Here is a 23,381-nt window from a genome sequence, read left to right as displayed (position 1 = left end):
GGGCCAAGACCATCTGGCATGCAGCATGCTGCATGCAGCAAGGCACCGCTGGCACAAATCGCCCAAACCGTCAGGAAGGCCATGTGTCGTTCTGGTGAAGCAGTCTGACGCCGCGTCAATCATGCACGGCCGCTGCGGGCGACGCCAACACCGCTCATCCGGCGACCGGCATCCGAGCGGCGGCGACCGGAAGAACGGCGCCGGAACAGGCCACCGGAAGCGCGGCCCGGAACAGCGGAACGACCGGGTGGCACCCCACAGGGCCCACCCGGTCGTCGGTAGCAGGAGCGCGGATCAGCAGGCGGCCTCGACGGCGTCGGCCGCCACCGCCTCGCTCTTCGACTGCCGCAGCCGCTCGCCGACCTGCCGCACCCGGTCGGCGATCGAGCGGTCCGCCAGCACCGCGGCGATCAGCTCCGAACCGCCGCCGCGACCACTCACCGCGCCGGCGTGCTGACTCTCCGCGCCGTCCGCGCCGCTCCCCGAGCCGCCGGCGGTCGGCAGCCGCAGGGCCAGACCGGCTCGCACGCAGGCCTCGCCGAGCACGAGCTGCTCTCCCCCGGCGGGCGCCACCAGCAGCGGGCGCCCGCCGAGCAGTGCGGCGAGCACCGGCGACGTGGTGGCATTGGTCAGCACGACGTCGGCCCGGTCGACCAGCGGCGACATCCACGGCTTGCGCACCACCAGGATGTCCGTCCCCTGGTCCGGTTGCGCCGCGCCGGAGCGGCCGAGTTCCACCACGGCCTGGAACGGGCCGTCCCGGAAGGTCTCGTTCAGCCAGGGCCAGAGGCTGGTCCCGCCGAAGCTGCGCCCCAGGTGCACGTAGACGACGGGCTTGCCGACCCGCCGGATCCGCTCGTCGATCTCGCCGAGTTCGGACGGCGGTGCCGCGGGCTCCCACCAGCACGGGCCGACGTGCCGGATGCCGTCCGGCAGTACGGCCCCGGGCTCCTCGAACGCCGGATCACCGCGCAGCAGCAGCGCGCTGCCGGAGAGCACGGCCTGCGGCGCGCGGTCGTCGCGCGGCGGGAGTTCGGCCGCCTCGCGGGCCTGCTGGTACGCCTTGCCGGTCTCACCCAGCCGCCACTCGCGCTGCAACTCGGGACCGGCCGGCTCGCCGGGCAACTGCGCCTGGTAGGGCCACAGGTGCGCGGCCAGCCCCAGGACGACCACCGGAAGGTCCAGGAACTCGGCCGCCAGCAGGGCTCCGTGGCAGAGCAGCGAGGTCACCAGCACCTCGGCCCTGGTCTCGCGGGCCGCCCGGACCACGGCCTGGAACTGCGGCAGCCCGTGCAGGAACCAGCGGCCGACCCGGAAGGTGCGCGGGTCGACCAGGTCGTGCACCAGGCAGGGATCGAGGTCCGGCGGGGTGATCGGCGGCAGGCCCGGAGCCGGCTCCAGGATCCGGACGGCGTGGCCGCGGCGGCGCAGCTCCAGGCCGACCGCGATGCTCGAATAGCGGTAGCCGGGGTCGGCCAGCGGGCAGAGCAGGACGTTCACCGGGCTGCCTCCAAGGTGGGTTCGCGCCCGGGGTCGAAGGCGAGCCCGAGCTGTTCGGCGAGAAAGGAGTGGACGTCGGCGAGGATTTCGGCCGTGCTGGCCACACCGCGGATGCCGTGGCCGACCCCGCGCTCCACCCGCAGCAGCACCGGGCCGCCGCCGCCCGTCAGCGCCGCGTGCTGCAGCGCGGCGCACATCTTCCGTGCGTGCAGCGGGTCGACCCGGGTGTCCCCGTCGGCCGCGCCGAGCAGCACGGCGGGGTACCGGACTCCCTCGCGCACCCGGTGGTACGGCGAGTAGCCGAGCAGCCAGCCCAGTTCGACCGGGTCGGCGGCGCTGCCGTACTCCTCGCGCCAGCTCGGGCCCATCCCGGAGTGCTCGTAGCGGACCATGTCGAGCAGCGGGCCGAGGGCGACCACCGCCGCGTACTTCTCCGGGCTGCGGGTGAGCGCCGCACCCACCGTCAGCCCGCCGTTGGAGCTGCCGCACAGGCCCAGCTGCCCGGGTGCCGCCCAGCCGGCCGCGAGCAGCCAGTCGGCGGCCGCGTCGAGGTCGTCGAAGGTGTTCGGTTTGTGCTCGCGCCGGCCGGCCCGGTGCCACTGCTCGCCTTCCTCCCCGCCGCCGCGCAGGCAGGCGAAGGCGTAGACCCCGCCGGCCCGGGCCCAGGCCACCGCCTGGGGCGCGTACTCGGGCACGATCGAGGCGCCGAACCCTCCGTAGCCGGTGATGATCGTCGGACGCGGGTGGTCGGGGCGGCCGGTCGGCGATACCAGGAACACCCGGATCTCGGTTCCATCCCTTGCCGGGTACGTCATTTGACGGACCGTCACCTCCGTGTCGCGGCGGCCTGCCGGTAACCGCTCGGCGGAGTCCCAGGACTCGGTCCGGCCGGTCCGGGCGTCGTAGTGCAGGATCTTCGAGGGGGTGACGAAGTCGCTGTAGCGGAACCACAGGTCGTGCCCGGGGTCGGAGCCGACCAGCAGTGGTCCGACCGCGCCGGGGCCGGGCAGGCCGACCTCGCCCAGCTGCTCACCGGTGGCCAGATCGTGCACGGTGATCTCGCTCAGCGCGTGCCGGATCCTGCTCACCAGGGCGAGTGGACGCGGCAGTTCGGGTCCGTCCAGCACCACGAACCCCACCACCACGGCCTGCGGATCCTCGGCGACCAGGACCGTGCGCGCGGCCGGATCGGCCGGGGTGGCCCGCTCGATCCGGCCGCGCGGCGCGTCCCGCGTGGTCCGCAGGAACAGCTCGCCGTCGGGCCCGGCGCCGGGCCGCAGCCGGATCTCGGTCCTGGCCTCGACGCCTTCCTGGACCGGACGCAGCAGCGGGTGTTCCGGAGAGCTCGCGGTGAGGTCGGCGAGCCACACGTCGGTGCGCGGCGAGGCCCCGCTGCTGGCGGTGAGGGTGAGCCAGCGGCCGTCGGGGGTGGTGGCGACCTCGTAGTACTGCGTCTTCTCCCGACCCTCGCCGAAGATCAGCCGGTCCTCGGCCGGATCGGTGCCCACCAGGTGCAGGTAGACCCGCCGGTGGTAGCGCTCCTCGCCCGGGATCGCCCCGGGGGCCGCCCGCCGGATGTAGTAGAAGCCTCGGCCGCCCGGCAGCCAGGCGATGGTGGAGCGGCGCAGCCGGTCGATCGGTCCGTCGAGCACCGCGCCGGTGGCGGTGTCCAGCACCCGCAGCACGGAGTCCTCGGTGCCACCGGTGGAGGTCTGTACGGCGATCGCGGCGCCCTCCCAGGACGGTGTCCACTCGTCCAGCACGGTGGCGCCGGACGGGTCCAGGACCAGCGGGTCGAAGACCGTGCGGGCCGGGGCGTCGCGCTCGGTGCGGGCCTCGATGACCGGCAGGTCCCGGCCCGGCGCCCGGCGGGTGCGCAGCTGCCACGGCCCGCAGACCCTCGGCGAGGACCGGGCGCCGGTGTCGAGCAGTTCGGCGAGCCGGCGGCGGAGCACCGGCTCGGCCGGCCAGGCCGCCCGGCGGTGGCGGAACAGCTCCTGCTGCGCCGCGGACCACTCGGCGGTCCGCGGGTCGTGCTCGTCCTCCAGCCAGCGGTACGGGTCGGCGACCTGGTGTCCGTGCAGTTCCTCGACCAGGTCGGCGCGGGCCGCGGCCGGGTACTCGATCGATGCGGTCATGCTCTGCCCTGTCGTGGGTCGGGATGCGGTCATGCGCTGCGCTGTCCTGAGTCGAGGTACGGGTGTGCCAACGGCCGCCGCCCCGGCCGTGGTCGGGCCGGGTCAGGCGGTCGGCGGGTCGGCGGGTCGGCAGGTCAGCCGGTTGCCGGGTCAGGCCAGGCCGTCGGCGGATCAGGCGGTCGCCGCGGCGGACGGGGTGTCGCCGGCCGGGTCGGCGTCCAGCGGCCGCTGCGCCGACCCGGGCTCGGTGAGCGCGGTGGTGCGCAGCATCGGGACGGCGGCGAACGCCGTCGAGACCGCCACGATCACCGCCAGCGCCAGCCAGGTCCGGGAGATCCCGATCCCCTGCAGCGCCACGCCGGTCAGCATGGGGCCGAGCGCGGCCAGCCCGGCGATCACCAGGTTGGTCGCCGTGCTCACCCGGCCGAGCAGTTCCCGGGGCGACTGGCTCAGCACGGCCTGGCCGACCACGATCCCGCACGGCGGCGTCAACAGGATCAGCACCACCAGCACCGGCCCGAGCACCCACGGACGCTGGGTGGCGGCGAACGAGGCGAGGCCCAGTGACCAGACCACGCCGATGACGAGGAAGAGTTGACCTGGCGTCAGCAGCTTCAGCACCCGCGCGGCGGCGAGCGAGCCGAGCACCGCGCCGACGCCCGCGCAGGCCATCACCAACCCGATGGCGGTGCCGCCGGTGCCGGTGGTGCGCAGCGTCACCACCATCGCCACCTCGGCGGCCGAGGCGACCAGGTTGAGCAGCGCGCCGAAGGCCAGCGCCCGCAGCAGGGCCGGCTGCCTGACCAGCCAGCGCAGCCCGGCCGTCACACTGCGGTCGGTGGTGGCGGCAGCGTCGCGCTCCGCCGGCCGGGTGACCATCCGCCACAGCAGGAACGCCGAGACGGCGTAGGAGGCGGCATCGGCGGTGAACGGCAGGATCCGGTCGACGGTGAAGAGCCAGCCGCCGAGGAACGGCCCGATCAGCGAGGCGGTCGCCGAGGCTGCCTGACTCTTCGCCAACGCGTCCGCCAGGTGCTCCTCGGCCACCACGTCACGCACCGCGATGGTGCTCGCCGGGCTGAACACCGAGGTGGCGACACCCTCGACCAGCGCGACCACCAGCAGCTGCGGATACCCCAACGCGCCGAGGCCGGCGGTCAGCGGGATACTGCCCACCGTCGCCAGGCGGACCAGGTCGGCGCCGAGCATCAGCCGGCGGCGGTCCACCCGGTCGGCCAACTGCCCTGCGGGCAACCGGAAGAGCATCCGGGTGACCAGCGAGCAGGAGGCCACCAGGCCGGCCTGCGCCGCACCGCCGTGCATCGACAGGACCAGCAACGGGAAGGCGATCAGCGACATCTGGGAGCCCAGCATGGACAACGCCGTGCCCACCCAGTAGCGCCGGAAGTCCCGGTTCACCCGCAGCACCCCGGGATCAGCCATGGCACACCTCCGAGACGGGCCGGGCCTCAGAGCCGGCCGGAGCTGTTCAACTGGTCGAGCAGGATGGCGTCGACCTCGTCCTGGAAGGAGCTCAGCCCCACCGCGTTCTCGCCGTACTCGTACTGGTCGCTGCAGGAGATCCAGCGCCCCTCGGTCTCCTCGTGGGAGAGGTAGCCGTCGGCGATGCTGCCGACCTCCCAGCCCGGCCGGCCTGCGGTCTCCCAGCAACTCGAGAGCACACCATCGGCGTTGACCACCGCGCCGTACTTGCCGTCCTTGTAACTGCAGGCCTGGCAGCCGCGGTTGGCGCGCGGCCGGGAGACCGCGAAGCCCAGATCCAGGGCTCGGGCGTGCCAGCGGGCGAACTCCTGGGCCAACTCGCCGCCGTAGGCGAGCTCGTTGCCGTAGCCGACCCCGATGTCACCGACCAGCGAGAAGTTCAGGCCGCAGCGGGCCGTGTCGAGGCTGCCGGCCAGTCGCTCGACCAGGTCGTCCATGCCGTGCCGGTTGAGGTGCGAGACGTTGACCCGCAGGTGCCAGCGGAGCGAGGGGGCGGCGGCCATCGCCTTCGCCACATTGCTGATGATCACGTCGAAGGTGCCACCACCGGAGCGCCGCACCCGGATCGCGTCGTGTTCGTCCTTGTCACCGTCGAAGGTGATCTGGACCGAGCGCAGACCGGCCGCACTGAGGTCCTTGGCGATCAGCGGGGTGAGCAGGGTGCCGTTGGACACCATGCTCGCCGTGAGCTCACCCAAATCCGCTGCCCGGCGCAGCAGTTCACGCGCCCCGCGCGGATTGAGCAGCGGCTCGCCGCCGAACAGCATCACCGCGAGCTTGCGGAAGCCGCCTTCGGTCATCCGCGCCCGGGTGAAGTCCAGTACCGAGGTGATCATTTCGGAGGTGAGACGGGAATGGGCGATGCGCGGCGGCCGGTCACCGCCCTTGGGGTCCTGCGCGGTGTTCTGGAAGCAGTACCCGCAGCCCAGGTTGCAGTCGGTGCTGGTCAGCACGGTCAGTGAGTAGGAGCTGAACGGCTTGCTCTCGTAGAGCCCGGCGTCCTGCAGGTACTGCTCGGCGGCGGGCAGCAGCACGCCGTCCGGGGACACCTGCGCGGGGCGCAGCCGGGCGACCCCACCGTCACCGAGGAACCACCAGCCGTTCGCCGCCTTGAGCAGGCGACTGCCGGTGGCATCCGTCGAGGTACCGGTCGATGCGTGCGTCGTTTCCACGGATATCTCCTCAAGTTCGGTGACGGGGACGGGGTGTCCGCCGGATGGCACCCGGGACGGGCGAGGTCGCCGGGTGCCGGACGCGGGGCGCGGCCCACCGGAATCCGGCAGGCCGCGCCCACGGACCTCAGTCCGTGTAGTGGCCGATGCACCACGGGGTCTCGTCGGCGCTGTGGGCGACGACCTCGGGCGCCACGTCCGTGGCGCTGTGCCCGATGCACCACGGGGTGTCCTCACCACTGTGGGCGACGACCTCCGCCACCGCGTCCCCCTCGTTGTGCACGATGCACCACGACGGGGTGTCCTCACCGCTGTGCGCGACAACCTCCGCCACCGCGTCCCCCTCGTTGTGCACGATGCACCACGACGGGGTGTCCTCACCGCTGTGCGCGACGACGTCCGCCACGGCGTCGGGCGCACTGTGCGCGATGCACCAACCCGGGGTGTCCTCACCGCTGTGCGCGACGACCTCCGCCACCGCGTCCGGCGCACTGTGCGCGATGCACCAACCCGGGGTGTCCTCACCGCTGTGCGCGACAACCTCGGGAGCCGCGTCCGGCGCGCTGTGCATGATGCACCACGACGGCGTGTCCTCACCACTGTGGGCGACGACGTCCGCCGCCGCGTCCGGCGCACTGTGCGCGATGCACCAACCCGGGGTGTCCTCACCGCTGTGCGCGACAACCTCCGCCACCGCGTCCGGCGCGCTGTGCACGATGCACCACGACGGCGTGTCCTCACCGCTGTGCGCGACAACCTCCGCCACCGCGTCCGGCGCGCTGTGCACGATGCACCACGACGGCGTGTCCTCACCGCTGTGCGCGACGACGTCCGCCACCGCGTCCACGTTGTGCGCGATGCACCAACCCGGGGTGTCCTCACCACTGTGCGCGACAACCTCCGCCACCGCGTCCCCCTCGTTGTGCACGATGCACCACGACGGGGTGTCCTCACCGCGGTGAGCGACAACCTCGGCCACCGCGTCCGGCGCGCTGTGCGCGATACACCACCCAGGGGTGTCCTCACCACTGTGCGAGACGACCTCGGGAGTCGGCTCCTTGTTCTCAGCCACGGTGATCTCCGATCACATCTACGGGACTCGGCGGGAGGGTCTCCCGTACCGACAGGAAGGAACCTATGGAGCGCCGGAACGGGAACGGTTCGGCTCCGGTACAGAGACCGGGTATGCCCAGCTCAGCGCCCCTGGCATCGGCCGCTGACCGGGCGCCGGACCCCGCGCGGCGGCACCCCACCGACCGCCCACGGCCTCCACCGTCACGGCTGACCTGCGGATGTACCGGTTTCGGCGTGCCTCTGAACCCCTCGCCAACCCGGTCCGGTCAGAGTGCTGGCAGCACGCGGAGAGCAGCGAGCACGCGACACACAGCGGACCGGAGGGGAGCGCATCCATGGAGTTGGCCGAGCTGGTCGGTCTGCGTCCGGTGCCCTGCGCGGGCCTGCTGGTGATGCTCACCCAACGCTGTCCGCTGGCCTGCGCGCACTGCTCGACCTCCTCGACGCCTCGCGGAACCGACCAGGACGCCGCCGACCTGCTGCGCTTCATCAACTCCTGCGGGCCGACCGACCGACCGGAGTTGGTGCTGCTCACCGGGGGCGAACCGCTGCTGATACCCGAGCTGGTCCGCGAACTGGCCACCTCCGCACGGGCGGTGGGCACCCGCAGCGCGCTGCTCAGCGGCATGTTCTTCGCCCGCGAGGGCCGGATCCCCGAGCGGGTGCTGCGGGCGATCACCGCCGTCGACCACTTCTCCGCCAGCATCGACGCCTTCCACGAACGCGAGGTCGCCCGCGCCGACGTACTGCGCGCGCTGGCGACCGTGCTGGACGCGGGCATCCCGGTGAGCCTGCACGTCACGGGCACCGGACCGGACGATCCGTACCTGGCCGACCTCACCGGCGAGGTCCGCCGGACCTTCGGCGACACGGTGCCGATGCTGGTCAACGAGGTGCGCGCGGTGGGCCGCGCCGCCGCCTGGGCCGACCCCGCCCGGGTCACCGCGACGGCGACCCCTGGAGCGGCAATGGAGTCGGCCGGTGGTCCGCTGCCGTGCGCGATGGCCGCGTGGCCGGTGGTCGCGGCGGACGGCACCGTGCTGGCCTGCTGCAACCAGGAGACGGTGGACCGCCGGCCCGCCCCCGCCCACCTGCGGCTCGGCCACATCGCCGTGGACGACTGGCCGACGGTGCGGCAACGGGCCCTGCGCAGCCCGGCGCTGCGGATGCTGCGCGCCGTCGGTCCAACCCACCTGTACGCCAGGTTCGGCGAACCGCAGGACGGCGCCGAGCGCTGCGCCGGGTACTGCGACGGCTGCCGCGCCCTGGGCGAGCATCCCGAGGTGCTGGCCGGTGCCACCCTGGCCGGCACCGGGCCGGTGGGCGAGTTGCTCGACCTCCAGGCCGCCCGCACGCAGTCGTCGGCCGGGCCGGCAGCGCTGGTGCGACGCTTCGGCTGCGCGCCCTACGCGGACCTGGTGGAGCTGTCGCCGACCAGGCTGACAGCACGTCAACTCCCGTCGGCAGAAGCGCCGGCCGGTCGGGCAGGAAACCGATGACCAACCGCGCACTGTCGCGCAGCACCACCCTGCGCCTCAAACTCGACCTGGCCGCAACCCCGTTGCGCGCCGCCATGACCGACCTCTGGCACCCCGAGGGCCTGGCCGAACGCTACGGCCGCTACCTGCACGCGATGCACGAGGTGCTGCGGGCCTCCGTCCCGCTGATGGAACTGGCGGTCCGGCGCTGCGCGGAGCTGGGCCCGGCGGACCCGGTGGCCGGTCCGCTGGGCAGCTACCTGGCCGGGCACATCGACGAGGAACGCGGGCACGACGACTGGCTGCTGGCCGACCTCGCGGCCGCCGGGCTCGACCCGGCGCCGCTGCTGCGGGAGCAGCCGACGGCCGTGGCGGCCCGGCTGGTGGGACCGCAGTACTACTGGATCGAGCACTTCCATCCGGTCTCCCTGCTCGGCTACATCACGGTTCTGGAGAGCCACGCCCCGGCCCGCTGGCTGGCCGAACAGCTCGCCGCCGACAGCGGCCTGCCGCAGGCCGCCTTCCGGACCGTCAGCCGCCACGCGGCTCTGGACACCGGCCACTGCGCCGACCTGGAGCGGATCCTCGACCGGCTCCCACTGAGCCCCGCCCAGGAGGCCGCCGTCGCCGTGAGCGCGCTGCACACGGTCGATGCCGCAACCGAACTGTTCGCCCGGCTGGCCCGCCCGGGCCGCTTGCGGACCCACTGACCCGGAACGCCTCGCGCACGCGACCGTTTCACCTGCCACCTGCCAGGAGGACCCCTGATGCCCACTCCCGACCCGCGGACCATCGCGGCGCTGGCCGCCGCCGGTTTCCCCGTCGAGTCCTTCACCGAGCAGCAGACGGAGGTGTTCGGCGCCCTCACCGAGGAAGAACTCGCGCTGCTGGTGGACATCAAGGCCCGGCTGGACGAGCTCGAGCCGGAGGTCCAGGCGCACGCCAACGTGGCCGGCGGCGCGCTCTTCTGAGCCTCCGCCGGTCCACCCGACCGGACCAGACCCGAACCCGCCCCGACCCGAACCCGCCCTGACCCGAACGAGATCCGAGAGGAGGCCGGCGGCCGTGAACTGCCTGACCTGCGGGGGAATCCTGCCGGACGCGGCGCGGTTCTGCCCGTCCTGCGGCACCCCGTGCGCCGCGCCGCCCGAGCCCGCCGCGCCCGCCGCCGCGCGCGCGGAGGAACGCAAGGTGGTGACCGTGGTCTTCTGCGACCTGGTCGGCTCCACCGCGCTCTCCGGCCGGCTCGACCCGGAGGCGCTGCGCTCGGTGACACTGCGCTACTTCGAGCTGATGAGCAGTCAACTCGAGCTGCACGGCGGCACGGTGGAGAAGTTCATCGGTGACGCGGTGATGGCGGTGTTCGGCATCCCGGCCATGCACGAGGACGACGCCCGCCGCGCGCTGGCGGCCGCCCTCGACATGCTCGGGGCGTTGGAGGAGCTGAACGCCGGGCTGACCGGCTCGCTCGGTGTCCGGCTCGACGTCCGAATCGGGGTGAACACCGGTGAGGCGGTGGCCAACAGCGAGGTGAGCGCGCGGCAGGCGCTGGTCTCGGGCGAAGTGGTCAACGTGGCAGCCCGGTTGGAGCAGAACGCCGCGGCCGGCCAGATCCTGATCGGCCCGGACACGCTGCGGGCGGCCGGCGCCTGCGCGGTGGTCGAGGAAGCCGGACTGCTCGAACTCAAGGGCAAGACGGAACGGGTGCGCGCCTACCGCCTGCTGGGCCTGCGCGGCGACGACCCCGAGCTGATGCGCCGCTTCGACACCCCGTTCGTCGGCCGGGAACGCGAACTCGGCGAACTGGACGAGGGTTTCGCCCAGCTGGTGGGCACGCCCGGCGCCCGGCTGATCACCGTCTACGCCGAGGCGGGAATGGGCAAGACCAGGCTGGTCCGGGAGTGGCTGGCGGGGCACCGCCCCGGCAGCACGCTGACCGGCAGCGGCCGTTGCCGCCCGTACGGTGACCGGGGCAGCCTCGCACCGCTGGCCGACGCCCTGCAACGGCTGTTGGCGGACGTCCGGGAGGGTGGCTCCGGCGCCACCCCGGGCCCACCACCGCGTACCAGGCCCGAGGCGTCGGATCCCGGCCCCGGCTTCCCGGCCGCCGAGTCGCTGGCCCTGCTCCGCGGCGGACTGCTGCTGGACGGCACGCCGACCCCGTCGGCCGAGGAGACCGGCGCGGCGCTGGCCGAGGTGCTCGCCGCGCTCGCCGGCCGGTGCCCGGTCATCCTGGTGCTCGACGACTTCCACTGGGCCGGCCCGCTGCTGCGCGAGGTGCTGGGGCGGCTGGTCGCCGACCTCGCCCAGGCGCCGGTGCTGGTGCTCTGCGTGGCACGGCTCGAACTCCTGGAGAACTGCCCGCGGTGGGGCACCGGCCAGGACCGCGCCCAGACCCTGGTGCTCGACTCGCTCACCCCCCGCGAGTCGCTGCGGCTGGCCGCGGGCCTGGTCGAGGTGGCCGGCCATCTCGACACCGTGCCCGCCCAGTTGCTGGACCGGGCCGAGGGAAATCCGCTGCACCTGGAGCAACTGCTCGCCCTGCTGGCCGAGCAGCGCGATCCCAGCGAACTGCCGCCCACCGTGCAGGCGTTGCTCGGCGCCCGGATCGACGCGCTGGTCGGGCCGGAGCGCACGGCCCTGTCACTGGCCGCCGTGGTCGGCCGCGAGTTCGGCACCGACGAGCTGGCCGACCTGGCCCGGTCCGGCCCCGAGGGCGGCCAGGGCGGTGAACTCGCCCCGGACAGCCACGGCGTGGACGCGGTACGCCCCGCCCTGCGCGGCCTCGACCGGCGTCGGCTGATCGAGACGGCGGAGGGAGCGGTGGCGGGCGAGGCGATGTACCGCTTCAGCAGCGGACTGGTCCACGAGGTCTCCTACCAGAGCATGGCCAAGCGGATCCGGGCCGAGCGGCATGAGCGGGTCGCCGACCTGCTGGCCGGGCGCAACGCGCCGGACAGCGTGATCGGTGGCCACCTGGCCAAGGCCCACCGCTACCGCGCCGACCTCGGCCTGATCGACCCGCACACCGGTGAGCTGCGCCTGCGGGCCGGCGAGCGGCTGGCCCGCGGTGGCGAACACGCGCTCTCCCGGGCCGACCTGGCCTGGGCCGAGGAGCTGCTGGCCCAGGCCGTCGGCCTCTGCGACCCGGGCGAGCCGCCCTGGCTGACCGCCGCCTGGCGGCTGGCCGAAGTCCAACTCGCCACCGGCCGCACCGAACAGGGCCGCGAGCTGCTGCGGCAGGTGCTGGCCGTCGCCGAACAGCCCGGCGCCCAACAGCCTGACACGGTCGCCGCCCAGGTGCGGCTCGCGCTCGCCGTGCTGGACCCCGGTCCCGACCTGCGGCGGGTGGCCGAGGTGGCCCGCGCCGAACTGCCGCTCTTCGACGCGGCCGGGGACTCCCTCGGCATCGCCCGCTGCTGCCTGCGGATCGCCCAGGAGCAGCAGTTGCTCGGACGGCACGGCGCGGCCCAGCGGCTGCTCGACCGGGCGCTGGAACACGCCCTGCGGGCCGAGGCGGAGCCGGAGCGGGCGGCGGCACTGGGGGCGATCGGGGTCTCGCTCTGGCTGGGCCCGACCCCGGTGCCCGAGGCCGTGGCCCGCTGCCGCACCCTGCTGGCCGACCACGGCCGCGACCGCCGAGCGGTGCAGGTCACGCTCAACTGCCCGCTCGCCGTGCTGTTCGCGCTCGGTGAGCGCTGGGCGGAGGCAAGCGCCTGCCTGGTCGCCGCCCGTCGCACGGCCGACGAACTCGGCTACGCGGAGGCGGCGGTCTTCCTGCCGATCTTCGGTGCCGCCGTCGAGCAGTTGGCCGGCCGCCCCGAGCAGGCCGTCACGCTGCTGCGCCGGGCGGACCAGGCCGGCCGCGAACTCGGCGCCGGTGCACTGCTCGGCGCCATCGGCCGAGACCTCGCCCGCGCGCTGCTGGCCGCCGGCCGCACCGAGGAGTGCGCGACCGCGCTGAGCTCGCTCGGCGCCGCGCAGGACCGGCTGCCCTGCTCCGACGCCGCCGATCTCTTCGGCACCCTGGCCCGGGTCCAGGCGCACGGCGGGTGCGCCGCGAGCGCCACGGTGCTCGCCGAACGGGCGGTGGACGAGGCGGGGTTGACCGACTCTCCGGTGGTCCGGGCGATGGCCGCGCTGGACCTGGCGCACAGCGAGCTGCTGCTGGCCCGCCCCGTCCCGGCCGCTCGGGCCGCCGCACTGGCCGACCACCTGTTCGCCGCGAAGGGCCATCTGGTCGGCGTCCGCTGGGCAGCCGCCCTGACCGTCGCCGCGAACACCGCTGCCGACGCCGCCGACGCCGCGGCAGAACCTGTGGACCCGACACCCCCTGCCCCGACCATCGACGAGAAGGGCCTGCCCCGATGAGCAGCACCGCCGCATCCGGACTCACCTGGAGCCTGCGCGATCGCAGCCCGGCCGAGATCCCGATCCTCGCCGACGGCCCCGGGCTCTCCCCGCAGTGGGCCTGGGGCGGCTCCACCGGCCGTGGCATCCGGGTCTGCGTGGTGGACAGCGGGATCGAACGCGACCACCCGCTGGTCGGCCAGGTCGACGGCTCGTACCTGGTGCTCCGGGATCCGGACGGGACGATCACCGTCGAGCCGACCGAGACGGGCGACACCTGCGGACACGGCACGGCCTGCGCCGGGATCATCCGGCGCACCGCTCCGGACTGCGAGCTCTACAGCGTCCGGGTGCTCGGCCAACGCTTCTCGGGCACCGGCGACGTGCTGCTCGCGGGCCTGCGCTGGGCGGTCGAGCAGCGCTTCGACGTGATCAACCTGAGCCTGTCGACCACCCGCCCGCAGTTCACCGACGCCCTGCGGGCGATCGCCGACGAGGCCGCCTTCGCCCGCACGGTCATCGTCGCCTCCGCGCACAACACCCCGGTGGAGAGCTTCCCCTGGCGGTTCTCCTCGGTCATCTCGGTGGGCAGCCACCAGGAGGAGGACGCCGGGCTCTACCTCTACAACCCGAGCCCACCGGTGGAGTTCTTCGCCCAGGGCCAGAACGTCACCGTCCCCTGGCTGGGCGGCGCGACCATCCGCACCACCGGCAACAGCTTCGCCACCCCGTACCTCGCCGGGCTCTGCGCCCGGATCCTCGCCAAGCATCCCTCGCTCACCACGTTCCAGCTAAAGAACGTCCTCTACCTGGCCGCCGCCAACGTCCAGGTCGGCGACCGGGACGGCGACGGAGGTGGCGAATGAGGTGGCGAACGAGTCCGCTCCAGCACCGCATCCACGGAGGCATCCGATGACCGAGAACCGCACCGTCACCCAGGTCGATCCGGTGGCCCGGGAGCTGCTGCAGTCGGTGGTGGACACCGCGCGGGCCATCTTCGGCGCCCAGGCGAGTTCGATCTTCCTGCTGGAGACCGGCGCCGACGAGTTGGTCTTCCAGGCCGTCTCCGGCCAGGGCCAGGAGTCGCTGGTCGGCAGGCGCTTCCCGGCCGGACGCGGGGTCGCCGGCTGGGTGGCCAGCTCGGGTGAGCCGATGGTGGTGGACGACCTCAGCAGCAACGGCAACTTCGCGCGGGACCTGGCGGAGTCCACCGGCTATGTGCCGGACTCCCTGATGGCGGCGCCGTTGCTGCACAGCTCGGGGGTGCTCGGCGTGCTGGAGGTGCTGGATCCCACGCCGCAGGCGCGCTCCGACCTCGGCGAGCTGGAGTTGCTGGCCCTCTTCGCCCGGCAGGCGGCCACCGCACTGCGAGTGGTACTGGACCGCCGGGCGGGGCAGGGCGCGGAGCCGGCCGCCGCCGTGCTCGCACTGCGGAGCCTCGACCCGGTCGGGCGCGCCGCCGGCCTGCGGGCGCTGGACGCCGCCCGCGAACTGCTGCTCACCGCCGAGCACTGACCACCCCGCCACGCCCGGCGGCCTTGAACTGACTCCCAACGACCGACAAACCAGGCATCCCCTACCGAAGGACGCTCAATGACGGACCAGTCCGGCTCGCCGCTCGGCGGCGACTTCGTGGCGCACCCCGCCGAGGTGCTGGCCGAGTTCCGGGAGTCCTGCCCGGTGGCCCGGGTGCTCTCCCCCTCAGGACAACCGCGCTGGCTGATCACCCGTGAGCAGGACGTCCGGGCCGGCTTCCTGGACCCCCGGCTCTCGCTGCGCACCACCCCGGGCCCCAAGGACCGGCCGCATCGGGCCCTGGACATGTCGCTGGTGTGCTACGACCCGCCGGACCACACCCGGATCCGCCGCCTGGCCGCCCCGGCCTTCGCACCGGCCAGGATCGAGCCCTACCGGGACCGGATCGCCGCGCTGGCCGCCGAACTGGTCGACGCCCTGGACACACCCACGCCAACGGCCTGCCCAGCCGAGCCGATGGCCGAGCCGACGGCCGGTCCGACCGTCGATCTGATGGCCCGCTTCGCCCAGCAGTTCGCGTTCCAGGTGCTCTGCGAGGTGCTGGCGATCCCGCGCGCCGACCAGCCCGCCCTGCGGGCGGCGGTCGCGGTGCTGATCGACCGGCGCGGCCATGACGCGACCGCGCCGGACGAGGCGTTGAACCACCTGGACAGCTTGATCCGCCACGAGATCGGCGCCCGCCTCGGCGGCTCGGGCCAGGACGTGTTCTCCAGCATCGTGCGGGCCTGGGAGTCGGCGAACGGCACGGTGTCCGAGAGCGAACTGGTCGACCTGCTGGCGATGCTGCTGCTCGCCGGCCTGGACAGCACCGCGCAGATGCTCGGCATGTGCGTGATGGGCCTGCTGAGCGAGCCGGGCCTGACCGCCCGGCTGCGGGCCGAGCCGGAGCTGATGCCGCGCGCGGTGGACGAGTTGCTGCGTTGGGAGACACCGGGGCCGTTCGGTACCGCCCGGACCGCCCTGGAGGAGATCCAGGTCGGCGACCACGTCATCCCGGCCGGGAGCCGGGTGCTGCTCGCGGTCGCGGCGGCCAACCGCGACCCGCGCTGCCACCGGGAGCCGGACCGGCTGGACCTCGATCGACCCAACGCCGGCCGCCACCTGTCGTTCGGCCTCGGACCGCACTACTGCCTGGGTGCCACGCTGGCCAAGCTGGAGCTCATCGAGGCCCTGACCGCCCTGCTCGCCCGCTGGCCGGAACTGCGGCTGGGCTGTTCCACCGCCGAACTGCGCTGGACCGGCGGCTCCCTGCACCGCCGGCTGGAGGCGCTGCCGCTGCTGCTCGGACCAACCGCACCGGCCGCACCAACCGCGGCGCCGGCCACGCCGACCAAGGCCGAACCCGCCGGACGCACCGTCAGGCCGTGATCCTGGCCCGCGCCAGATAGCCCGCCTGGAAGCGGCTGGAGGCACCGAGCGTCTCCATGCTCTCGGCGATGTGCTTGCGGCAGGTGCGCAGCGACATGCCCAGCCGACGGGCGATCATCTCGTCCTTCATCCCCTCCGCGAGCAGCCGCAGGATGGCCTGTTTGATCTCGTCCATCGAGGTGTCCCCGCGCGGGCTCGGGGTGTAGGGGTCGCCGAGCGTCCAGGAGTGGTCGAACACCGAGCAGAGGTACGCCACGGTGGACGGATCGCGGATCACCACGGCTCCGTCGTACTCGTCGCTGTGCGGGATGATCACGGTCGTCCGGTCGAAGGCGAGCATGCGGCCGAACAGTGCGGTCAGGGTGCGTACTTCGGCACCGGCCTCGGTGATCCGTCTGACGTACTCCTGGGTGGGCTGGTGGCGGCGCGAGGTGTGCTGGTAGAGCGTGTGCATCCGCACGCCCCGGCGGATCATCGCCAGGTCCCGCTCGAACGCCTGGTTCAGCAGGTGCGGAGCCCGTGGGCCGCCCGGCTGGCAGGTGAGCACCTCGGCACGGCAGCTCTCGGTGAGCCGGTCGATCACGTCGATCACGGCGTCCAGGTCGCGGATCTCGACCAGCGGAGCCGTGACCCGCTCCCCGCAGCGCGCTTCGAAGAGCGGGGCGAGCAGCGAGATCTCGGCCCGGACCCGCTCGGCTTCGGCCAGTTGGCGACGGAGTTCGGCCTCGGTGGGGGCGAGCAGACTGGCCGCGGCGCGGTCCGGCGCCACCGCGATCAGCCGCAGTTCTCCCGCGGCCGCGGTGGGCAGCGGGCGTAACAGATGCAGCCGGCGCAGCACCGTGACGGCGTAGTCCAGCCGTTGGGGGGAGATCCCCAGCGCGGCGGTGGCCTCGTGGCAGACCAGGTAGCCGCGCTCGGTGACCCATTGGAAGACCCGGGTCTCGATCTCGCCCAAGCTGGGCAGATCACCGGTGGCAGTCCCCGCAGGCCACTCGTCCAAGAGTTCCTCCCCCAACCTGCCGACCAGTCAACGATCTTGTTCGTCCGAAACCTCGACCGAAACAACGTCAAATTCGATCGGAGACTGATCATATGTGACCGCACGGTAGGTCCTCCCCACCTACTGCACAGAGTGCGCGCAGCCATCCTGGCCGACGGCCCGACCCGCAGCGCGACTCCGGCCGCGCTCCGCGCGAGGTGCCGCGCGGGCGCCCCAAGCGCCCGCCCGGCGCCCGCCGTCGCCCGTCAGCCGACCAAGGCTCCTCTCAACCACCCACCGTGACGGCATCCTTGAGCCGCCTCGCGATCTCCTCCAGGCCCGCGGTGTGCGACCCTTTCAGCAGCACCAGGTCCCCCGGCCGCAGCTCGCCGAGCAGCAGCTCAAGGGCCGTCTCCCGGTCCGCCACCAGCGTACTCGGTACGCCGCCCGCCTCCGCTTGAGCGTGCGTCAAGGCAGCCTCGACCCCGCCCACAGCGATCAGTCTGGCCACGCACGAGGCCGCCACCAGCCGCCCCAGCTCGGCGTGTTCGCCCTCGGCGGCGGCCCCCAGCTCGGCCATCTCCCCCAGCACCGCGACCACCCGCCGCCGTCCACCGGCCATCGCGGCCACCGCACGCAGCGCCACCGCCATCGAGTCGGGGTTGGCGTTGAAGGCGTCGTTGACCACGGTGACACCGTCCGGCCGCTCGCCGACCTCCATCCGCCCCGGCGTCAACTGCCGTGCGGCACAGAGTAGCTCAGCCACCCGGTGGAGGTCCGCGCCCAGCCCCAGCGCCACCGCCGCGGCCGCCGTGGCGTTGGCCACGTGGTGCTCCCCGTACATCCCCAGCCGCACCCGGGCCCGCGCGCCCTGGTGGCTCAGCGTGAAGGACGGACGCCCCAGCCCGTCCAGCTCGATCCGCTCCGCCCGTACCTCCCCGGCCGCCTGACCGAAGGTCAGCACCGGGGCCGCCGTGCGGGCCACCATCGACATCACATACGGATCGTCGGCGTTGAGCACCGCCAGCCCGTCGCCCGGCAGCGCCGCCACCAACTCGCTCTTGGCGTTGGCGATGGCCTCCTTGCTGCCGCCGAACTCCCCGAGGTGCGCGGTCCCGACGTTGGTCACCAGCCCGACCCGGGGCGGCACGATCCCGGTCAGGTGGGCGATGTGCCCGGCCCGGCTGGCCCCCATCTCCACCACCAGGTAACGGGTGCCCGCCTCGGCGCTGAGCACGGTGAGCGGCAGGCCGATCTCGTTGTTGAAGGAGCGGGCGGTGGCCACCGTGCTGTCCAGCGCACCGAGCAGTTGGGCGAGCAGGTCCTTGGTGCTGGTCTTGCCGGCCGATCCGGTGAGCGCCACCACCTGGGTGCCGGCCGCCCCGGGCGCGGTCAGCCGGGCGGCGACGGTGCGGGCCAGCGCGGCCAGCGCGGTCAGCACGTCGGGCACCACGACGGCCGGCACACCCACCGGCCGGGCCGCCAGCACCGCGACCGCCCCGCCCGCGACGGCCGCACCGGCGAAATGGTGTCCGTCGGTGTGCTCTCCGGGCAGCGCGACGAACAGGCAGCCGGGCTCGGCGAGCCTGGAGTCGATCACCGCCGGCCGGTCGACCCGCGCCTGCGGGTCGGGTGCGTCGTACAGCACGCCGCTCACGGCGTCGGCGATCTGTTGCAGCGTCATGGGGACCACAGCGGCTCCGCTCCGTCGAAAGGCGCACCCCGGGCGGGGCGGCAAGGCTCCGACGCTAGCGTCGCCAGGGGCGCGAGCAACGCAGCCGCGCGCCGGGCACGCACCTGCGTCCGCCGGATGGCTTGCACGGCGCGCGCCACGCCCCGCGCCTCCCCGGCGCCGACCGCCGAGCGTCCGAGCATGGCAGCGAGACCTCAGGAGGTGTGCCATGCCGGAGCAGCCGGCCCCCGTCAGCGTGGTGATCGCCGCGTACAACGCCGAGCGCACCCTGGGCCCGGCGCTCGCCTCGGCGCTGCGCCAGGACCCACCACCGGCCCAGGTGATCGTCGTCGACGACGGATCGTCCGACGGTACGGCGGCCGTCGCCGCCTCCTTCCCCGAGGTGCTGGTGATCCGGCAGCGGAACCAGGGGCCCTCGGCGGCCCGGAACACCGGCATCGAGGCCGCCGACCAGCCCTGGGTGGCGTTCCTGGACGCCGACGACCTCTGGCTGCCCGGCAAGCTGGCCCGCCAGCTGGCCGCCGCGCACCGCCACCCGGGGGCGGTGCTGCTGGCCGGCGACTGGGTGCGGGACGAAGCCGAGTACCAGGTCCCGACCGGCCCCGGGGCGGAGAGCCTGCTGAGCTACCGCGACCTGCTGGTGCTCAACCGGTTCCAGACCTCCACCGTGCTGGTCCGCACCGAGGTACTGACCGACTGCGGCGGCTTCGACCCCGCGCTGGACGGCGCCGAGGACTGGGATCTGTGGCTGCGCTGCGCCAAGCGGGGGATGTCGGTCAAGCTCGACCAGCCGCTGGTGGTCTACCGCGACGAGCCGACCGGCTACAGCAAGGACCTGCCCCGGCTGTACGGGCGGATGCTGCGGATGCTGGACCGCGAGCGCGCCGGCACCGCGCTGACCGCCGCCGCCTTCGCCCGGGTGCTGACCTGGCATCACCTGCGCTTCGCCCTGGCCTTCCTGCTGGCCGGCAAGCCCGCGCTCTGCCGCGGGGTGCTGCGCGAGGTCCGGCTCACCGGCCTGGCCCGGCACGTGCCCGGCGCGGCGGTCGGCTACCTGCTGCCCTTCCTCGGCGGACGGGTGGCCCGGCGCCTGCGCCGCGGTTGAGCCGACCGCACCGGGCCGGGCGCATCGTCCGGCCCGGGCGCGGTCACCGCGGAGGGGGCCGCCGGCAGCTCGAGCGGACCCGCCGGCAACTCGGCCCGTCGCCCCAGACCCAGCAGCTGCGCCGGCCCCGCGCTCGCCAGACTCAGGCAGAGCGGCAGCGCCGCGAGCGCCACGGTCAGGCCCGCGAGCAGCGGCAGCATCGCGCCCGCCCCGAGCCCCGGTTCCATCGAGCGGACCTTGAGCCAGGCCAGTGCGCCGGCCGGCAGGCTGGTCGCCACCGCTCGGGTCAGCGCCCCCAGCACCGGCGGCTCCGCCGCCGCCTCGCCGATCCGCCGCCGCAGCACCGCCGCCGAGGCGAGCGCGGCGGCGGTGTAGCCGACCGACACCGCGGCAGCCACGCCCTGCACCCCGAACGAGCGGTAGAGGCCGAACGCCAGCAGCACCGTGAGCCCGTTGTTCAGCACGTAGAGCCCGAACGCCGAGCGCAGGTCCCGCAGCGCCTGGAAGACCCGGACGTAGTAAAGGTACGCCGAGAAGCCCGGCAGTCCCAGCGCCAGCACGGCCAGCACCTGCCCGGTCAGCGCCGCGCCCGCCGCACCGGTCGCGCCGTGGCCGAGCAGCAGCCGCACGATCGGGTCCGCCAGCGCGGCCAGCACGGCGGCGATCGGCACCATCAGCAGGATCAGCAGCCGCAGCCCGCCGGCCACCTCGGAGCGCAGTTCCCGGATCCGCCCGGCCGCCCAGTCGGCGGCCCAGGCCGGCTGCCGGGCGCCGGTGATGGAGACCGCGACCACCCCGAACGGCACCTGGAAGAAGGTGTACGCGTACGTGTAGGCGCTCACCCCGCCGGGGCGGCTGTTGGCGAGCAGCAGCACCGCGAAGAGCGCCGCCTGGTTGGCCGCGACCATCGCGAAGGTCCACCCGGACAGCCCCGCCACCTGCCGCACGGCAGCGTCACGCGGCGCCCAGCGCCAGCGCAGCCGGGCCTCGGAGCGGCTCACCCCGGCGAGCAGCACCACCGCCTGGGCGGCGACCCCGGCGGTGGTGCCCAGGCCCAGCAGCAGGAGCAGTCGCGGCTCGGTGGGCGAGGCCACGGACTGGGCGGCGTGGCGCAGCGGGCCGGAGAGCCCGAGCAGCAGGGCGATCAGCGCCAGGTTGTTGGCGATCGGGGCGAAGGTGGCCAGCGCGAACCGGCGGATGCTGTTGAGCACCGCGGTGACCAGCGCGATGAGACCGTAGAGCAGCACCTGGGGGGCGAACAGCCGCAGCAGCCGCACCGCGACGGCGTTCTCGGCCCCGGCCGTACCGCGCGGCGCGGCCAGCGTGTACCCGTGCATCAGCGGTTCGGCGGCGGCCACCACCAGCGCGGTGATCACCAGTAGCACGACCAGGCAGACCGACAGCACGGCGGAGATCCCGGCCCAGCCGTCGTCGTCGCCCTGCTGGAACCGGCCGCCCTGCAGCTTGGCGACGAAGGCCGGCACCAGGGTGGCGGAGAGCACCCCGCCGAGCACCAGGTCGTAGATCATGTTGGGCGTGGTGTTGGCCAGGTTGTAGGCATCGGCCAGCGGGCTGATGCCCAGCGCGTAGGAGAGCGCGAAGACCCGGCCGAGCCCGGTCAGCCGGGACAGCGTGGTGCCGGCCGCCATCGCCAGCTCGGGGCGGATCCGCCCGGCGTGCCGTGCGGGGTGCGATCTCACAGCCGCGGCACCGGGTGGGCCGACACCTCGTCGGCCGGATCGGTGAACCCGATCCGGGCCTGTTCGGCCATCCCGTGCGTCAGGTCACAGGCCGTCACCCCGAGACCCAGGCGCCCCGCCTTGGCGCGCACCCTCGGATGAGCGCCGGCCCGCTGCGGGCTGCGACCGGCCGCCACCTGCGGCCCGTCGCCGACCCAGCCACGGGCGGCCAACGCGGCACGGGCATGCTCGCGGTCGTCGAACGGGATGTCCCGGCCCGCCACGTGCTGGGTGGTCTCGTGCCCACGGCCGACCACCAGCACCACGTCGCCGGGTCGGGCGGTGCCGACGGCCAGGCCGATCGCGGCGGCCCGGTCGAGCTCCACCACGATCCGGCAGCCCCGCCGGTCCAGGCAGCCGGCCAGCATCTGCTCGACGATCGCTTGTGGATCCTCGTCCCCCGGGCTGTCGCTGGTCAGGATCGCGGTGTCGGCGCTCAGCGCGGCCCACCCGGTCTCGGGGCGCTTGTAGCGGTCGCGGCCACCCCGGCAGCCGACCACCAGGTGTACCCGGCCGCCGGGTCCCAGCAGTTCGCGGCAGGTGGCCAGCTGGTCGGCCAGCGCGCCGGGGGTGTGCGCGTAGTCGACCACGACCAGGAACGGCTGCCCGGCCGCCACCTGCTCGGAGCGCCCGGGGATCGGCGCGCAGTTCGCGATCCCGGCCACCGCGGACCGCGCGGGCACCCGCATCGCGCGGGCGGCCAGGTAGGCGGCGGCCAGATTGGTGGTGTTGCAGGCGCCCAGCACCGGGGCCGACAGCTCGACCGCGCCGTCCGCGCAGTCCAGTCGGATCCGGGTGCCGCGCCGGTCGCACCGGACCTCGGTGATCCGGGCCTGGGCCCCCTCGCCGTGACCGAAGGTGAGCACCGGCACCGGGGCCTGGGCAGCCAGCCGCACGCCCCACTCGTCGTCGACGCAGATCAGGGCCTGGCGGCAGCGGTCCGGGGCGAAGAGCAGCGACTTGGTGTAGTAGTACTGCTCCATCGTGCCGTGGTAGTCCAGGTGCTCGGCCGCCAGGTTGGTGAAGATCCCGACGTCGAAGGTGACTCCGCCGACCCGGTGCTGGTCCAGGGCGTGCGAGGAGACCTCCATCGCCGCGGCCCGGACCTGCTCGGCGCGCATCCGGGCGAAGAACCGCTGCAGGTCGGGAGCCTCCAGCGTGGTGAGCGCCGAGGCCCAGCGGTGCCGGCCGATCCTGGTCTCCACGGTGCCCAGCTGCCCCGCCTGCCAGCCGGCCGCGACGAAGGCCGCGTGCAGCAGGTAGCTGGTGGTGGTCTTGCCGTTGGTGCCGGTCACCGCCGCGATCGACAGTCCGTCGGCGGGCCGCCCGTGCAGCGCGGCGGCCACCGGCCCGATCGCCCAGCGCACGTTGGGCACCCGCAGCTGCGGCACGTCCAGGTCCAGGAAGCGCTGCACCAGCAGGGCCCGGGCGCCGGCCCGGACCGCTGCGGCCGCGTACACGTGCCCGTCCGCCTGGGCTCCGGGCATCGCGCAGAACAGCCACCCGGGGCGGACCTGCCGGCTGTCGTGCGTGCAGTCGATCACGCCGACGTCCTCGCCCCGCATCTCCGCTCCGGGCCAGGTGGCCGCCAGTTCCGACAGCGGCACCACCCGGCGCTGACCGCGCCAGGCGCCCGGCGGTCCCGGCGGCCGCACCGGGCGCGGGCCCAGCGCTCTGCGGTAGCCAGTCATCTCTCGATCGTCTCCATCGCACTCGCACGTGGGGATTCTGATCAAGACGCTAGGC

At 74.0% G+C, this 23,381-nt stretch carries 17 protein-coding genes; 8 read left to right on the top strand and 9 right to left on the bottom strand.

Going from position 1 to position 23,381, the window contains the following annotated elements; all coding sequences use genetic code 11:
* Positions 1–294 precede the first annotated feature (294 nt).
* The 5 genes from OG403_RS34905 to OG403_RS34885 form a co-directional block, all read right to left on the bottom strand.
* Positions 295–1,500, bottom strand: a complete 1,206-nt coding sequence (locus tag OG403_RS34905; protein ID WP_329571586.1) for a glycosyltransferase — start codon at positions 1,498–1,500, stop codon at positions 295–297.
* Complete coding sequence (locus OG403_RS34900; protein WP_329571585.1) at positions 1,497–3,638, bottom strand: prolyl oligopeptidase family serine peptidase; 2,142 nt, start codon at positions 3,636–3,638, stop codon at positions 1,497–1,499. Before OG403_RS34900 ends, OG403_RS34905 begins: the two co-directional genes overlap by 4 nt.
* Positions 3,639–3,809: 171 nt before the next feature.
* Positions 3,810–5,081, bottom strand: coding sequence for an MFS transporter (locus OG403_RS34895; protein WP_329571583.1), 1,272 nt, complete (start codon positions 5,079–5,081; stop codon positions 3,810–3,812).
* A gap of 26 nt (positions 5,082–5,107) precedes the next feature.
* Entirely contained in the window at positions 5,108–6,313 is a 1,206-nt protein-coding gene (locus OG403_RS34890) for a radical SAM protein (protein WP_329571581.1), read from the bottom strand.
* A gap of 127 nt (positions 6,314–6,440) precedes the next feature.
* Positions 6,441–7,385 (bottom strand): hypothetical protein, encoded by a 945-nt coding sequence (locus OG403_RS34885; RefSeq protein WP_329571580.1) that lies wholly within the window; start codon positions 7,383–7,385, stop codon positions 6,441–6,443.
* Between the two features lie 337 nt (positions 7,386–7,722).
* Here OG403_RS34885 and OG403_RS34880 point away from each other — a divergent pair, with 337 nt between their 5' ends.
* From OG403_RS34880 to OG403_RS34850, 7 genes are all read left to right on the top strand, one after another.
* Complete coding sequence (locus OG403_RS34880) at positions 7,723–8,886, top strand: radical SAM protein (RefSeq protein ID WP_329571578.1); 1,164 nt, start codon at positions 7,723–7,725, stop codon at positions 8,884–8,886.
* Positions 8,883–9,575, top strand: coding sequence for an iron-containing redox enzyme family protein (locus tag OG403_RS34875; protein WP_329571576.1), 693 nt, complete (start codon positions 8,883–8,885; stop codon positions 9,573–9,575). The genes OG403_RS34880 and OG403_RS34875 overlap by 4 nt, the downstream gene beginning before the upstream one ends.
* 57 nt (positions 9,576–9,632) lie before the next feature.
* The gene (locus OG403_RS34870) at positions 9,633–9,836 is read left to right on the top strand and encodes an aroma-sacti cluster domain-containing protein (RefSeq protein WP_329571574.1); all 204 of its coding nucleotides are present in this window, start codon (positions 9,633–9,635) and stop codon (positions 9,834–9,836) included.
* A gap of 94 nt (positions 9,837–9,930) precedes the next feature.
* On the top strand, positions 9,931–13,236 hold the full coding sequence (locus tag OG403_RS34865; protein WP_329571572.1) for an adenylate/guanylate cyclase domain-containing protein: 3,306 nt from the start codon (positions 9,931–9,933) through the stop codon (positions 13,234–13,236).
* Positions 13,233–14,081, top strand: a complete 849-nt coding sequence (locus OG403_RS34860; RefSeq protein ID WP_329571571.1) for a S8 family peptidase — start codon at positions 13,233–13,235, stop codon at positions 14,079–14,081. Before OG403_RS34865 ends, OG403_RS34860 begins: the two co-directional genes overlap by 4 nt.
* Before the next feature lie 46 nt (positions 14,082–14,127).
* Complete coding sequence (locus tag OG403_RS34855; RefSeq protein WP_329571570.1) at positions 14,128–14,730, top strand: GAF domain-containing protein; 603 nt, start codon at positions 14,128–14,130, stop codon at positions 14,728–14,730.
* A 78-nt stretch (positions 14,731–14,808) separates the two neighbouring features.
* Positions 14,809–16,119 carry a cytochrome P450 gene (locus OG403_RS34850; RefSeq protein WP_329571568.1) on the top strand — a complete coding sequence of 437 codons (1,311 nt, stop codon included), beginning with the start codon at positions 14,809–14,811 and terminating at the stop codon, positions 16,117–16,119.
* On the opposite strand, the gene OG403_RS34845 is transcribed toward OG403_RS34850, so the two are convergent.
* On the bottom strand, positions 16,109–17,119 hold the full coding sequence (locus OG403_RS34845; RefSeq protein WP_329571565.1) for a helix-turn-helix transcriptional regulator: 1,011 nt from the start codon (positions 17,117–17,119) through the stop codon (positions 16,109–16,111). The genes OG403_RS34850 and OG403_RS34845 overlap by 11 nt on opposite strands.
* 265 nt (positions 17,120–17,384) lie before the next feature.
* Positions 17,385–18,791 carry a UDP-N-acetylmuramoyl-tripeptide--D-alanyl-D-alanine ligase gene (locus OG403_RS34840; protein WP_329571564.1) on the bottom strand — a complete coding sequence of 469 codons (1,407 nt, stop codon included), beginning with the start codon at positions 18,789–18,791 and terminating at the stop codon, positions 17,385–17,387.
* 208 nt (positions 18,792–18,999) lie between these two features.
* Here OG403_RS34840 and OG403_RS34835 point away from each other — a divergent pair, with 208 nt between their 5' ends.
* Positions 19,000–19,896: a glycosyltransferase family 2 protein gene (locus OG403_RS34835; protein WP_329571562.1), complete on the top strand. Its 897-nt coding sequence runs from the start codon at positions 19,000–19,002 to the stop codon at positions 19,894–19,896.
* Here the strand turns inward: OG403_RS34835 and murJ are convergent.
* A complete protein-coding gene (gene murJ, locus OG403_RS34830) occupies positions 19,842–21,596 on the bottom strand; it encodes a murein biosynthesis integral membrane protein MurJ (RefSeq protein WP_329571560.1) in 1,755 nt (584 codons plus the stop codon). The genes OG403_RS34835 and murJ overlap by 55 nt on opposite strands.
* The gene (locus OG403_RS34825; protein ID WP_329571558.1) at positions 21,593–23,326 is read right to left on the bottom strand and encodes a UDP-N-acetylmuramoyl-L-alanyl-D-glutamate--2,6-diaminopimelate ligase; all 1,734 of its coding nucleotides are present in this window, start codon (positions 23,324–23,326) and stop codon (positions 21,593–21,595) included. The genes murJ and OG403_RS34825 overlap by 4 nt, the downstream gene beginning before the upstream one ends.
* Between the last annotated feature and the right edge of the window lie 55 nt (positions 23,327–23,381).

This window comes from Kitasatospora sp. NBC_01266 (genome assembly GCF_036242395.1).
In the GTDB taxonomy this organism is placed as follows: Bacteria; Actinomycetota; Actinomycetes; order Streptomycetales; family Streptomycetaceae; genus Kitasatospora.
This window is presented reverse-complemented; position numbering and strand designations above follow the sequence as displayed.